Origin of the sequence: Streptomyces sedi, assembly GCF_006335015.1 — a bacterium.
GTDB lineage: Bacteria > Actinomycetota > Actinomycetes > Streptomycetales > Streptomycetaceae > Streptomyces > Streptomyces sedi.
The window spans coordinates 87,621-102,108 of the sequence record NZ_VDGT01000012.1; the positions used below are offsets into that span (position 1 = coordinate 87,621).

General features: G+C 76.8%; 4 protein-coding genes. All 4 read left to right on the forward strand.

Annotated features, from left to right (window positions below; genetic code table 11):
* Positions 1 to 2 precede the first annotated feature (2 nt).
* The 4 genes from FH715_RS17040 to FH715_RS17055 all read left to right on the forward strand — a co-directional run bounded on the left by FH715_RS17040 (position 3) and on the right by FH715_RS17055 (position 14,488).
* Positions 3 to 10,919: a non-ribosomal peptide synthetase/type I polyketide synthase gene (locus FH715_RS17040; RefSeq protein ID WP_139646174.1), complete on the forward strand. Its 10,917-nt coding sequence runs from the start codon at positions 3 to 5 to the stop codon at positions 10,917 to 10,919.
* A gap of 103 nt (positions 10,920 to 11,022) precedes the next feature.
* Entirely contained in the window at positions 11,023 to 12,009 is a 987-nt protein-coding gene (locus tag FH715_RS17045; protein WP_139646336.1) for a GlxA family transcriptional regulator, read from the forward strand.
* Positions 12,006 to 12,821 (forward strand): DJ-1/PfpI family protein, encoded by an 816-nt coding sequence (locus tag FH715_RS17050; protein ID WP_139646176.1) that lies wholly within the window; start codon positions 12,006 to 12,008, stop codon positions 12,819 to 12,821. The genes FH715_RS17045 and FH715_RS17050 overlap by 4 nt, the downstream gene beginning before the upstream one ends.
* A 113-nt stretch (positions 12,822 to 12,934) precedes the next feature.
* Positions 12,935 to 14,488, forward strand: coding sequence for an MFS transporter (locus FH715_RS17055; protein WP_139646178.1), 1,554 nt, complete (start codon positions 12,935 to 12,937; stop codon positions 14,486 to 14,488).

Genomic DNA, 14,488 nt, shown 5'->3' on the forward strand with positions numbered 1-14,488 from the left:
CGATGGAACGCGTCCAAGGGCAGGCACAGAGCCGGGGACCCGAACCCGAGCGGACGACCGAGGACGCGCCGGACGCCGTGCGCGCCCTGTTAAGAGCCGCCGAGACCAGACCCGGACGCGTCGTCACCTACGCCGACGACGGGACGTGCACCAGCCTCACCTATCCCGAACTCCTCGACGCGGCCCGCCGACTGGCCGGCGGGCTGCGCGAGGCCGAGGTGCGGCCGGGCGACGCGGTGGTGCTGTGCGGGCTGCCGCTCGCCGCGTTCTTCCCCGCGTTCTGGGGCTGCCTCCTGCACGGCGCCCGGCCCGTCGCCATCGCGGACCGCCCCACCCGGGACTCGCCCGCGCGGGAGCGGCTGCGCCACGTCGACCGGCTGCTCGACCGCCCGCTGATCCTGCTCGACCCCGCCGACACCGAGGCGCTCGCCGGCACCGACCCGGAGCTGAGGGCGGTCGCCGCGCGCGACCTGCTCTCCGCCCGCCCCGTCGAGGGGGAACCGGCGCCCGACCCCGCCGCCACCGCCCTGCTGATGCTCTCCTCCGGCAGCACCGGCGCCCCGAAGGCCGCCCGCCTCACCCACGCCGGGCTCGCCGACTTCGCCGCCAGCTCCCGCCGCGTCCTCGACGTCCGCCCCGAGGACACCCTGGTCAACTGGCTGCCCGTCGACCACAGCGGCGCCTTCCTCCTCTACCACCTGCTGGCCGTCTTCACCGGCTCCACCAACGTGCACGCCCCCACCGAGTGGGTGCTCGCCGAGCCGACACGCTGGTTCGACCTGCTCCACGAGCACCGCGCCGCCCACGGCTGGGCGCCCACCTTCGGCTTCCAGCTCCTCGCCGACGCGCTGGCCCAACGGCCCGACGCCCACTGGGACCTCTCCGCGCTCAGGACCCTGGTCTGCGGCGGGGAACGCGTCACGTGGCCGGTGATGCGCCGATTCCTCGACGCCACCGCACCGTTCGGCGTCACCGAGCGCCATGTGGTGCCCGCCTGGGGCATGGCCGAGACCGTCACCGGAGTCACCTACGGACGGCTGGACCGGCCGGGCTCCGTGCACCGGCTGCGCAAGGACAGCCTCGCCGGCGACCTGGTCGCCGCGGGTCCCGACACCCCTGACGAGGAGACCGTCACCTTCGTCGCCTGCGGCCGGCCCGCCCACGGCGTCACCCTGCGGCTGGTCGACGACGCCGACGAGCCGACCAGGCCGGGCCGGGTCGGCCGGCTCCAGGTGCGTGCCCCCGCCAGGGTCACCCCCGGCTACGTCGACGACCCGGCGGCCGACGCCGCCGCCTTCCCCCGGGGGCGCGACTGGCTGGACACCGGCGACCTCGCGTTCCTCGCCGACGACCAGCTGGTGATCACCGGCCGCCGCAAGGACCTGATCATCATCAACGGCCACAACGTCTACAGCCACGAGGTCGAGGAGGCCGTCGCCGCCGCCCTCGGGCTGCCCCGCGACACGGTGGCGGCCTGCGGGATCCCCCGGGCCGAGACCGGCACCGAGGAGCTGGCCGTCTTCTTCGCCAGCCGGGGCGCCGACGACAAGCGGATCGCCCGCGAGACGGCGGCTGCGCTCTACGCCGGGCTGCGGCTGACCGCGGCCCGCGTGGTGCCGGTCGCGCCGGCGGAGTTCCCCAGGACCCCGGCGGGCAAGGTCCGCCGGGGAGAGCTGAGGGAACGGCTGCTCGCCGGCGACTTCGACACCGAGCCCACGCCCGAGCCCGGAACCGTCGCCGACCTCCTGCGCGAGGAACTGGCCGCGCTGCTGGACGGGCCGGTCGACGACACCGCGCCGTTCTACGAACTGGGCCTGAACTCCGTGCGGTTGGCCAGGCTGCGGGCCCGGCTCGCCGAACGGCTCGGCGCCGCGCCGCCGTCCGCCGCGTTCTTCGCCCACCCCACCGTCGCCTCCCTCGCCGCGCATCTCGCGGACGGCGCGGACGGCGCGGACGGCGCGACCCCCGCCCCGGCGCCGGGGGAGACGGCCGCCGCGCCCGCCGGCCGTCCCGGGGACGACGCCGCGCGGCGGGTCGCCGTCGTCGGGACGGCGCTGCGCTTCCCCGGGGCGGCGACGCCCGAGGAGTTCTGGGAGCTGCTGCGCGAGGGGCGCAGCGCGCTGCGCGTCTTCGACGACGCGGAGCTGGCCGCCGCCGGGCTCACCCCCGAGGAACGCGCGGACCCCGCGCGGGTGCCGGTGGGCGGGGTGATCGACGGCGTCGAGGAGTTCGACCCCGCGTTCTTCGGCATGACGCCGGCCGAGGCCGAGGCGACCCACCCCGCCCACCGCCTCTTCCTGGAGTGCTGCCACCGCGCGCTGGAGGACGCCGGACACGCGGGCGCCCCCGCCGGCACCCGGGTCGGCGTCTTCGCCGGCTCGGGGATGCACCTCTACGACCACCAGCGGCCCCCGGCCGGCCCCGAACCCGACCCGGACGACCCGGGCGCCGGCATGACCGACGCCATCGGCCGCGAACCGGACTTCCTGGCCACCCGCGTCGCCTACCGGCTCGGCCTCACCGGCCCCGCGATCGGGGTGCGCACCGCCTGCTCCACCGCGCTGGTCGCCGTCCACCTCGCCGCGCGCGCCGTGCTCGACGGCGAGGTCGACCTGGCGCTCGCCGGCGCCGCCGCCGTTCACCTGCCGCAGCACACCGGCTATCTGGGGCACCCGGGCTCGATCCTCTCGCCCAGCGGACGGTGCCGCAGCTTCGACGCGGAGGCCGACGGCACCGTCGGGGGCAACGGCGTGGCCGTCGTCCTCCTCAAACGCCTCGACCTGGCGCTCGCCGACGGCGACACCGTGCACGCCGTCATCAGGGGCTCGGCGGTCAACAACGACGGCGCCGCCAAGGCCGGCTTCGCCGCGCCGGGCGTCGCCGGCCAGGTCGACGTCGTCCGCGAGGCGCTGCGCCGCGCCGACGTGCCGCCGTCGGCCCTGAGCTACGTCGAGGCCCACGGCACCGGGACCGCCCTCGGTGACCCGATCGAACTCACCGCGCTCCGCGAGGCGTTGACCAGACGGGGCGTGCCTGCGGGGACGGTCGCCGTCGGCTCGGTCAAGCCCAACGTGGGCCATCTCGACAGCTGCGCCGGCATGGCCGGGTTGCTGAAGACCGTGCTGATGCTGCGCCACCGCACGCTGGCCCCCACCGTGGGACTCGCCACGCCCAACCCGGAACTGCCGCTGAACGAAGGGCCTTTGACCCTGGTGGACACGGTGCGGCCCTGGTCCGTCCCCGAGGGGACGCCGCGCCGCGCCGGGGTCAGCGCGCTGGGCGTCGGCGGCACCAACGCCCACCTGGTGCTGGAGGAGGCGCCCGCGCGCTCCCCCGCGCCGGAGACCGCGCTGCCGCTGCTGGTGCCGGTCTCGGCGAACGACCCGGCGGCGCTCGGCGAGTTGGTGGACCGGCTCGCCGAGCGGCTGACCGCGCGGCCCGCGCCCGCGGCGGCCGAGGTCGCGGCCACCCTCGCCCACGGCAGGCCGCACCGGGCCGCCCGCGCGGTGGCCGTCGGCCGCACCGCCGAGGAGCTGGCCCGTTCCCTCGGCGCGCCGGCGCCGGAGGCCGGTCGGGAGACGGGGAGGCTCGCGTTCGCCTACCCGGGGCAGGGCGGCGCCCGGCGCGGCATGGCCGCCGGGCTGTGGGCCGCGCACCCGGCGGCCCGCCGGACGCTGGAGCGCTGCGGCGCGCTGTACGCGCGGGAGTTCGACGGCGAGCTGCTCGCACCGCTGCTGCACGGCGACGCCGACGAGCCGCTGCCCGCCGCCTCGGCCCAGGCCGCGCTCTACGCCCACCAGGCCGCGCTGACCGCCGCCTGGCGTGCCGCCGGGATCGAGCCGGCGCTGGTGTTCGGCCACAGCGTGGGCGAGTTCGCCGCGCTGCACGCCGCCGGCGCCCTCACCCTGGAGGACGGGCTGCGGCTCACCGCCTGGCGCGGCCGGGCGACGCGGGAGCACGCGCCGCCGGGCGGGATGCTGGTGCTGCTCACCGACCCGTCCACCGCCCTTCGGCTCGCCGAGGCGACGGGCACGACGGTGGCGGCGCACAACGGCCCCGGGGTGCAGGTCGTCGCCGGAGACCCGGAGGCGCTGGGGGAGTTGACGCGCCGCTGCGCCGACGAGCGGGTGCCGCACCGCGCGCTCCCCGTCGACCGGGCCTTTCACTCAGCCGCCATGGAACTGGCGCTGCGCGCCTTCCGCGCGCTCGCCGCCGGGGTCGAACTCCGGCCGCTGCGGCTGCCGTCGCTGACCGCGACGGACGGCGTCCACCGGCCGGCCGGCTGGCGCGTCGACCTCGACCACCTGTGCCGACAGGGACGCCAACCGGTCCGCTTCGACCTGGTGTTGGCCACGGCGGCGCGGCTGGGGTACCGCGACTTCGTCGAGGCCGGCGCCGGTGACGCCCTCACCGGGCTCGGCCGCGCCGCCACCCCGGAGAGCCGTTGGCTGCGGGGGCAGGGCGCCGGTGACACGGCTGCCGAGCAGGCGGCCGGGCTGCTGGCCTCGCTCGGCGCGCTCCACCGCGCGGGCGCCGAGCTGAACTGGCCGGCGCTCGTCCCGGACGTCGGCCGCGTCCCGCTGCCCGGCCATCCGCAGCGCCGCACGGCGGTGCCGTTCGCGGCGACACGCCGCCGGGCCGCCGCGCCCGCGCCGGCAACGGACCCGGAGTCCGCGCCGGCCCCCGCGCCCGAGTCCGCGCCGGCAACGGACCCCGAGTCCGCGCCGGCCCCCGTACCCGAGGAACTGCTCGCCTCGGTACGCGAGTTGACCGCCGACAAGCTGGGCAGACCGGAGGCGGAGATCGCCCCGGACGACTCCTTCCTCGCGCTGGGCGCCGACTCCCTCTCGCTGATGGGCCTGACGGCCGCGCTGGAACGGCGGCACGGCGTGCGTGTGCCGGTGCGGGAACTCTTCGACTCCGTCGACACGCCACGTGCGCTGGCCGCCCGGCTGGCCCCGGAGGGGCGACGCCCCGCCGCGCCGACCGCCGTCACGCCCGTTACCGCCAAGGCCCCCGAGCCCCGCACCGCGCCCGCCCCGGCGGGGCCGTCCGCGCGGGTCCCGGCCGAGCCGCCCGTTCCCGTTCCGGCGTCCGTTCCCGTTCCCGCTCCCGTTCCCGAGGAGGGCCCGCACGCGCTGATGGCGCGGCAGCTGCGGCTGATGGAGCGGCTGGCCGACCAGGTCGGCGAGGTGATCGGCCGTCAACTCGACGTGCTCGGCGGCGCGTCGACGGCGCCCGCCCCCGCGAGCGTGCCCGCGCCCGCCCCCGCTAGCGTGCCCGTGCCCGCGTCCGCGCCCGTGACGGAGCGCGCGCCCGCGCCCGTTGCCCAGGTGCCCACGCCGCCCGGCGCCTGTGACGTCAGCCTCTACTTCTTCGGCGACTATCCCGAGGACGACGCGCACGACAAGTACGCGCTGATCATGGAGGCGGCCGAGTTCGCCGACCGCAACGGGTTCCACGCGCTGTGGTTCCCCGAGCGGCACTTCGCCTCGTTCGGCGCGCTCTTCCCCAACCCCTCCGTCCTGGCCGCCGCGCTGGCGGCCAGGACCAGCCGGGTCCGGCTGCACGCCGGTTCCGTCGTGCTGCCGCTGCACCACCCCGTGCGGGTCGCCGAGGAGTGGTCGGTCGTCGACAACGTCTCCGGCGGGCGCGTCGGCCTCTGCTTCGCCAGCGGCTGGCACGCCACCGACTTCGCGCTCGCGCCGGAGAACTTCGGGCGCCACCGCGAGGTGATGTACGAGCATCTGGCGACCGTGCGGAGCCTGTGGGCCGGCGAGGCGGTGACCACGGCTTCGGGCGACGGCCAACCCGTCGACGTGCGGCTCCACCCGGCGCCCGTCCAGTCGGACCCGCCGATGTACGCGGCCGTGGTCGGCAACCCGGACAGCTACCGCAGGGCCGCCGCCGAGGGCCTGGGCGTGGTCACCAACCTGATGACGCAGACGGTGGAGCGGCTGGCCGAGAACATCGCCCGCTACCGCGCCGCCCGCGCCGAGCACGGGCTCGACCCCGCCGGCGGGCGGGTGGTCGTGCTCATGCACACCTATCTGGCCGAGGACGACGCCGACGCCAGGGCGGAGGCTCGCCGCCCGTTCCTGAACTATCTGCGTTCCTCGCTCTCGCTGCTGAACCAGGTGACCAACAGCCTCGGATTCGAGGTGGACCTGGCCAACTCGCCCGAGGAGGACGTGGAGTTCCTGCTCGGCAGGGCCTACGCCGACTACTGCGACTCGCGCGCGCTGATCGGCGACCGGGAGGCGGCGCTGGCCACCGCCCGTCGGCTGCTGGCGGCCGGGGCGGACGAGATCGCCTGCTTCGTGGACTTCGGGGTCGACAAGGAGAAGGTGCTGGCGGCGCTGCCACTGGTCGACGGGCTCCGCCGCGACCTGGCCGCCGAGCCCGCGCCCACCCGCGGCGCGCCCGCGGGGACCGCGCCCCCGAAGGCCCCGCCCGCCAGCGCCGTGCCCGCGCCTGCCGCCCCGCCCGCCGAACGGCCGCCGGAGCGGCTGCCGTTGACGCCCGCGCAGCGTCGGCTGTGGTTCCTCGAACGGCTGCACCCGGGCACCCACATGTACCACGAGCCCAAGGCCGTCCACCTCGAAGGACCGCTGGACGTGCCCGCGCTCCGCAGGGCGCTGGACCGCGTCGCCGCGCGGCAGCCCGCGCTGCGGACCGTCTTCGGCGAGGAGAACGGCGTGCCGCACCGCGAGGTGCGCGCCCGGATGCCGTTCGACGTTCCGGTGGAGGAGCATCCCGGGCTCGACGTGGCCCGGGCCGTCACCGCCGCGCTGGCCGCCGAGCGCGGCCGGGTGCTGGACACGGCCGAGGGGCCGCTGGTCACGGCGCGGCTGCTGCGGCTCTCCGAGGAGAGCCATCTGCTCTTCCTGATGGCCCATCACCTGGTCTTCGACTCCGCCTCGACGCCCGTCCTCGTCTCCGACCTGGTCGCCTACTACCGTGCCGAGACCGGGACCTCCCCCGGCGCCGTGCCGCTGCCGCCGCTGCCCGAGGTGCCGCGGCCGGCGGAGCCGAGCGCGGCCGAGCGCGCCGCCGCACTCGACCACTGGGTGCGTCGGCTCGCCGGCGCACCCGAGTTGACGCTGCCCACCGACCGCCCCAGGCCGCCGGTGCGCACCGGCGTCGGCGCCAGCGTGAGCCACGCATGGGACGCCGAACTCATCGCGCACGTGCGGGAGTTCGCCGCCTCCCACGGCGCCACCCTCTTCATGGCGCTGACCGGAGCCCTCTCCGCGGTGCTCGCCCGGCACGCCGGACAGTCGGAGATCGTCGTCGGCACCGCCGTCAGCGCGCGCCCCGAGGGGGCCGAGGGGCACGTCGGGTTCTTCCTCGACACCGTGCCGCTCCGGCTCGACCTCACGGGCGACCCCGACCTGCCCACCCTGCTCCGGCGGGTGCGGGAACGCGGCACCGAGGCGCTGGACCACAGGGGCGTGCCGTTCGACGAGCTGGTCGGCGCGCTCAACCCCACCCGCGACCCCGGCCGCAACCCCCTCTTCCAGGTCCTGGTGGAGTACGAGAACGAGGGCACCGTCGCCTCCGACCCGGGGGGCCCGCGCGTGACGCTGCTCGATGTGCCCAGCGACCGCGCCCCGTTCGACCTCGCCTTCTATCTGACGCACCACCCGGGCGGGGTGCGGGTCGCCGTCGAGTACGACACCGCGCTGCTGGAGGCGGCCACGGTGCGGCGGCTGCTGGACCGGGTCGAGGCGCTGCTGCGCCGCGCCCTGGCCGACCCCGCCGCCCCGCTCGCCGCGCTGACCGCCGTCCCCGACGCCGAGCGCGCCGCGCTCGCCAGGCTCGGGCGGCTGGACGAGCCGGCGCCCGTCGTCGAGGACACCCTGCACGGGCTCTTCGCCCGCCAGGCCCGCCGCGCTCCCGGCGCGACCGCCCTGGTCCACGGCGAACACCACGTCAGCTACGGCGAGTTGGCCGACCGGGTCGAACGGCTCGCGGCCCGGCTGCGGGCCGCGGGCGCCGGTCGGGGCCGGCGCGTCGCCGTGCTGCTGCCGCGTGGGCCCGAGCTGATCACCGCGCTGCTCGGGGTGCTCACCAGCGGCGCCGCCTACGTTCCGCTGGACCCGTCGGCGCCCACGCCCCGGCTCGCCGAGCTGCTGGCGGACGGCGAGCCGTGCGCGCTGCTCTGCGACGCCGCGACCCTCGAAGCGCACCCCGCGCTCGCCGGGACCGTGCCGCTGGTGCCCCTCGAAGCGGACGGGGACGAGCCCGTCGAGGCGCGGGGCGCCCCCGACCCGGCCGGCCCGGACGACCCCGCCTACTGCCTGCACACCTCGGGGTCGACCGGCCGCCCCAAGGCGGTGGTGGTGCCCCACAGGGGCCCGGTCAACCTGGTCCTCGCCCATCTCGAAGCACACCCCGCGCTGCGCACCCTCCAGTGGACGGCGCCGGTCTTCGACGTGCACGTCCAGGAGGTCTTCACCACCCTCGCGGCCGGCGCCACGCTGGTGCTGATCGACGACGCCGCGCGCCGCGACCCGGTGGAGGTCGCCGAGACGGTCCGCCGCCACGCCGTGGAGCGGATGTTCCTGCCCAGCACGCCGCTGCGGCACCTGCTGGACACCGAGCCCCGGCTGCCCACCCTGCGGGAGCTGTTCACCGCCGGTGAGGCGCTCCAACTCACGGACGGCGTGCGCGGGTTCCTCGACCGGCACCCGGGCTGCACGCTGTACCACCAGTACGGGCCGACCGAGGCGTCCGTGATCGTCACCTCCCAACGGGTCGACCCCGGGGCCGACGACCCGTGGCCGCCGATCGGCACCCCGGTGCCCGGCGCCCGCCTCCGCCTGCTGGACCCGGCGGGCCGGCCGGTGCCGCTGGGGGCCGTCGGCGAACTCCATGTCGGCGGCGTGCCCGTGGCCGCCGGCTATCTGGGCCGCCCCGAGGAGACCGCCGCCGCCTTCCTCGACGACGGCACCGGCGCGGCGACCTACCGCACGGGGGACCTGGCGCGCTGGCGCGCCGACGGGTCCCTCCAGTACCGGGGCCGGATCGACGACCAGACCAAGATCCGCGGCCACCGGGTCGAACCCGGCGAGGTCAGGGCCGCGTTGACCGCGCTGCCCTGGGTGGCCGACGCCGCCGTGGTGGCGCGCCGCGACCGGCACGGGGAACGCGAGCTGTTCGCCTGCGTGGTCCCCGCGCCCGGCGCGGACGGCGGGGACCCGCTGGCCCGTTCCCGCGAGGCGCTGGCCGTGCTCCTGCCGGACCCGCTGGTGCCGCGCCGCTGGGCGCGGCTCAGCCGGCTGCCGGTCAACGCCTCCGGCAAGCTCGACCGGAAGGCGCTCCCCGAGCCCGAGGCCGAGCCGGTGCCCGGCGTCGACGACGACGAGCCCGCCACCCCGCTGGAGAAGGCCCTACGGGAGCTGTGGGCGGAGGAGCTGGGCGTGGCGCACGTGCCGGTGACCCGCTCGTTCTTCGCCCTCGGCGGGCACTCGCTGAGCGCCGTGCGACTCCTGCACCGCGTGGCCAGGGAGCTGGAACTCACCCTGTCGATGGCCGAGTTCTTCCGCACCCCCACCGTCAGGGGCGTCGCCGCGCGCGGCTCGGCCCAGCCGTCCGAGGTGACGGCGACCGTGCCGATGAACGCCGTCCAACGCCGCCTGTGGCGCCGTCACCACGAGCGCGCCGACGCCGGCTGTTACCACGTCACCCACCGCGTCGACCTGCGCGGCCCGGTGCGGCCGGAGCGACTGGGCGCCTGGCTGGCCGCGTTGGTCGAACGCCACGAGGCGCTGCGTACCCGCCTGGTGGTGCGCGGCGGGCGGCGGCTGGTGGAGGTTCTGGACCGGGTGGCGGTCGAACTGCCCGTGGACGAACTGGACTCGGGGGCGCCGGTCGCCGACGCCGACGTGGAACGGTGGTGCCTGCGCCACGCCGGCCGCCCGTTCGACCTGGAGCACGCGCCGCTCTTCCGCTTCCGGCTGGCCAGGACGGGGCCCGACCGCTGGAGCCTGCTGACGGTCTTTCACCACGCGGTCTGCGACGGCTGGTCGCTCGGCGTGCTCTGGCGCGACCTCGGTGCGCTCGCACACGCGGCCGAGGGCCGGGGCGCCCCGGAACTCCCGCCGCCCGGCGGGCAGTTCCCCGCGGTCGCGCGCGCCGAGGCCGCCCTGGCGGGGGAGCGCAGGGCGGAGCTGGAGCGCTTCTGGCGCGACGAGTTGGCCGGGGCCCCGCTCGACCTGGCGCTGCCGACGGACCGGCCGCGTCCGCCGGTGCTCTCCGGCCGGGGTGCCCTGCACACCCGCACGCTGGAGGTGACGCTCTCCCGCGCGCTGCCGGGGACCGCGACCCGGCTGGGCACCACGCCCTACGCGGTGCTCGCCGCCGCGTTCGCCGTGTGGGCCGCCCGTCGTACCGGACACCGGGACGACGTGGTGCTCAACGCGTCGAGCGCCAACCGGCTGGTCCCCGAACGCGCCGATGTCGTCGGGCTGTTGGGCGACGCGGTGGCGCTGCGCGCCCGTCTCTCGGACGCCGGGACCGTCGCCGACCTGGCGCGGCAGCTGGGCTCCGGCCTCTTCGCCGCGCTCGACCACCAGGAGCTGCCGCTGGCCGAGGTGGCCGAGCTCGTCGCCCCCGGCGCCTCCGACGGCGCCTTCCCCGACGTGCTCTTCACCGTGGTCACCACCCCGCCCCCCGCCCTGGACCTGCCCGAACTGACCGCCGACGTCCGCCCGTTGCCTCTCCCCGGCGTGTCCAGAAACGCGCTCTACGTCGTCCTCGTGCCGCACGAGTCCGGGCTGGAGGTGACCTTCGAGTACGCCACCGACCTCTTCGAGCCGGCCACCGTCGCCGCCTGGGCGGACGAGCTGACCGCGCTGCTGCGCCAGGTCGTCACCGACCCCGACGCGCCCCTGGCGCCGCTCCTCGGCCCCTGACCGGCGCCCGTGCCCGCCGCCGGTCTACGCTCCACGACCAGCGGCGGGACGGGCCCGCCCGGGTGAGGAGGCCGTGGTGGACGAACGGGCGGCGGAACGCCGGGTGTTGATCGTGGCCTACGACGACGCCCAGATCCTGGACATCGCCTGCCCGGCCGGCGCCTTCGAGATCGCCAACGCGCACCGGGCCACCCCGCCCTACGCCGTCGAGGTCGCCACCCTCGGCGGTCGTGCCGCCCGCACCTCCAGCGGGCTGCGGGTCGGCGCGCCGCGTGCCCTGGCCGAGGTCACGGGGCGGTTGGACACGCTGCTGGTCAGCGGCGGCGCCGGCAGCGAGGCGGCGGCGCGCGACGGGGCGCTCGTCGCGCAGGTGCGGCGGCTGGCGCGGGACGCGCGCCGGGTCGCCTCGGTCTGCACCGGCACCGACGTGCTCGCCGCGGCCGGCCTGTTGGACAACCGGCGGGTCACCACCCACTGGCGGTTCGGACGCGCGCTCGCCGAGCGCCACCCGGCGGTGGCCGTCGATCCCACGCCGCTCTACGTCAGGGACGGCCACGTCTTCACCTCGGCCGGCGTGATCAGCGGCCTCGACCTGGCGTTGGCGCTCGTGGAGGACGACCACGGCCCGGTCCTCGCCCGCGCGGTCGCCCGTGAACTGGTCACCTGGGTCCACCGGCCGGCGGACCAGGCGCAGTTGAGCGCGTTTCTCGCCGCCCCGCCGCCGAGGGACCGCGCCGTCGCCGACCTGCTGCGCCATGTCGCGGGGCATATCGCCGACGACCTGAGCCCGCGGGCCCTCGCCGCCAGGGCCGGGGTCAGCCCGCGCCATCTCACCCGACTCTTCACGACCCATCTCGGGACCACCCCCGCCCGGGCGGTCCGCGCCGCCCGCGCCGAGGCCGCCGTCCATCTGCTGCGCACCAGCGCGCTGCCGCTGGCCGCCGTCGCGCGCCGCTGCGGCTTCGGCTCGGAGACGGTGCTGCGCCAGGCGCTGCTCGACCACTACGGTGCGACGGGGGACACGCTCCGCAGGATGAAGGACACGCCGCTCCCACGGAAGCCGCCGCCGCGCCAGGCTTCCGTCCCATGACCAACAGGAACAACGGGGCGACCCGCCTCACCGACCGCCGCACCCTGCTCGGCGCGACCGCCGCCACCGCGGCGGTTTCCGTTCTCGCCGGTGCCGCCCCGGCCGGCGCCGACGCCCCGCTCCCAGCGGCCGAGCCGGCCCCGGGGCTCCCGGGGGAGCGCGGCCCCCGCATCGGCGTGCTGCTCTACGAGGGGTTCACGTTGCTGGACGCCACCGGCCCCGCCGAGGTCCTCTCCCGGCTGCCCGGCGCCACCGTCACCCTGCTCGGCGAGCGCGCCGGTCCCGTCCGCACCGACACCCGCGACGTCGCCGTTCTCGCCGACGCCTCCCTCGACGAGGTCGACCGCCTCGACGTGCTGCTCGTCCCCGGCGGCGGCCTGGAGGGAACGGTCGGCGCCATCGAGAACCCGCGACTGCGGCAGTGGATCCGCCGCGTCCACCGCCACACCCGGTGGACCACCTCCGTCTGCACCGGCTCGGTGATCCTCGCCGCAGCCGGGCTGCTGACGGGCCGGCGGGCGACCACCCACTGGGCGTCCGCGGAGTACATCGAGGCCACCTACGGGGTCACCTATGTCCCCGAACGCCATGTGCGCTCCGGGAAGATCCTGACCGGCGCCGGCGTCTCGGCCGGCATCGACATGGCGTTGCTGCTGGCGTCCGAACTCGCCGACGAGCGGACGGCCCGCGCCATCCAGCTGATCATCGAGTACGACCCCGCGCCGCCGTTCGACTCCGGCGACGCCAGCGAGGCCGACCAGGAGCTGAAGGACCTGGCGTTGCGGCTGCTGAGCGAATCCACGGCACGTTAGCCCCGCCCCGAGGCTCCGGCTCCGCGCCCCGGCCACTCTCCCGGTACCCCCGCGCGCTCATTGTTGAACGATGGTACAACTAGTACCCGAGTTCAACTAAGTGGGAGGGTGAGATGGGGACCGAACCGTCACCGCGCGCCGGAAGGCGGGAGTGGGCCGGCTTCGCGGTGCTGGCGCTGCCGACCGCGCTGCTGGGGCTGGACGTCACCGCGCTCTACCTGGTCGTCCCGAGCCTCGCCGCGGAGCTGCGGCCGAGCGCGACGGAGACCCTGTGGATCATGGACTCCTACGGGTTCCTCATCGCGGGGTTCCTGATCACCATGGGCACCCTCGGCGACCGGGTCGGACGCCGGCGGCTGCTGAGGATCGGCATGGCCGCGTTCGGCGCGGCCTCGGTGCTCGCCGCGTTCGCCCCCGGAGCGCTCTGGCTGATCCTTGCCAGGGCGCTGCTGGGGGTGGCGGGGGCGACGCTGATGCCCTCCACGCTCTCCCTGATCAGCGACATGTTCCGGGACGCCAGGCAGCGGGCGCTGGCGATCGGCGGTTGGGCCACGATGTTCGCGCTCGGCATGGCGGCCGGACCGGTGGTGGGCGGCGTGCTCTCCGCCCACCTGTGGTGGGGCGCGGTCTTCCTGCTCGCGGTGCCCGTCGCCGTGCTGGTGCTGGTCGCCGCGCCCGCGCTGCTGCCGGAGCGCCGGCCGGCCGCGGGACGGCTCGACCCGTGGAGCGTCGCCCTCTCGCTGGCGGCGATGCTGCCGGCCGTCTACGCCGTCAAGCACGTCGCCGCCGAGGGTCCCGACGGGCAGGCGCTCGTCGCCGCCCTGCTCGCCTGCGCCTCGGCCCTCGCCTTCGTGCGCCGCCAACTCCGCCTCGAAGAACCGCTGTTGGACGTGCGGCTCTTCGCCGACCGCGCGTTCTCCGCCGCGCTGGGCGTGCTGCTGGTCGGCCTGGCCGGGTTCGGCGGCATGATGTTCCTGATCACCCAGTACCTCCAGCTCGTCGAGGGGCTTCCGCCCACGGCCGCCGGCCTGTGGATGGGGCCGCCCGCGCTGGCCATGCTGCTCGGCGGCATCGGCGCGCCGCTGCTCGCCACCCGCGTCCCGCCCGGGAACGTGATGGCCGCGGCCCTGGCCTTCTCCCTGGTCGGCTACGCCCTGCTCGCCCTCGCCGGCGACGACAGCCGGATCAGCGTGGTCGTCGGCTTCGGTTTCCTCTACCTCGGCCTCGGCACGATCGCCTCGCTGGGCACCGACATCGTCGTCGGCGCGGCGCCGCCGGAGCGGGCCGGGTCGGCCGCCGCGATGTCGGAGACCGTCCAGGAGCTGGGCATCGCGGTCGGGGTCGCGCTCCTCGGCAGCCTCGCGACGGCCCTCTACCGGTCGTCGGCCGGGGAACGGCCCGTGCCGGCCGGGCCCGTGGCCGACTCCTACGGGGACAGCCTCTCCGGGGCGGTGTCCGTGGCGGACCGGCTGCCGCCCGGCGCCCTGGCGCACGCGCGGGACGCGTTCACCGGCGGTCTCCACACCGCCGCGCTCGTCGCCGGGGCCGCCGTCGCCGCCGCCGCGCTCGTCTGCCTCCGCGCGCTGCGCCACATCCGCCCGATCGGCCAACCCGCCCCCGCAGCCGAGCGGATAGCCTCGACCCTGGCGGGTGTCGACGAGCGGTGA

Excerpts from the sequence above, each read along its gene's own strand:
- FH715_RS17050 (WP_139646176.1), top strand. The coding sequence starts at position 12,006 with ATGACCAACAGGAACAACGGGGCGACCCGCCTCACCGACCGCCGCACC.
- FH715_RS17055 (WP_139646178.1), top strand. The coding sequence starts at position 12,935 with ATGGGGACCGAACCGTCACCGCGCGCCGGAAGGCGGGAGTGGGCCGGC.
- FH715_RS17040 (WP_139646174.1), top strand. The coding sequence starts at position 3 with ATGGAACGCGTCCAAGGGCAGGCACAGAGCCGGGGACCCGAACCCGAG.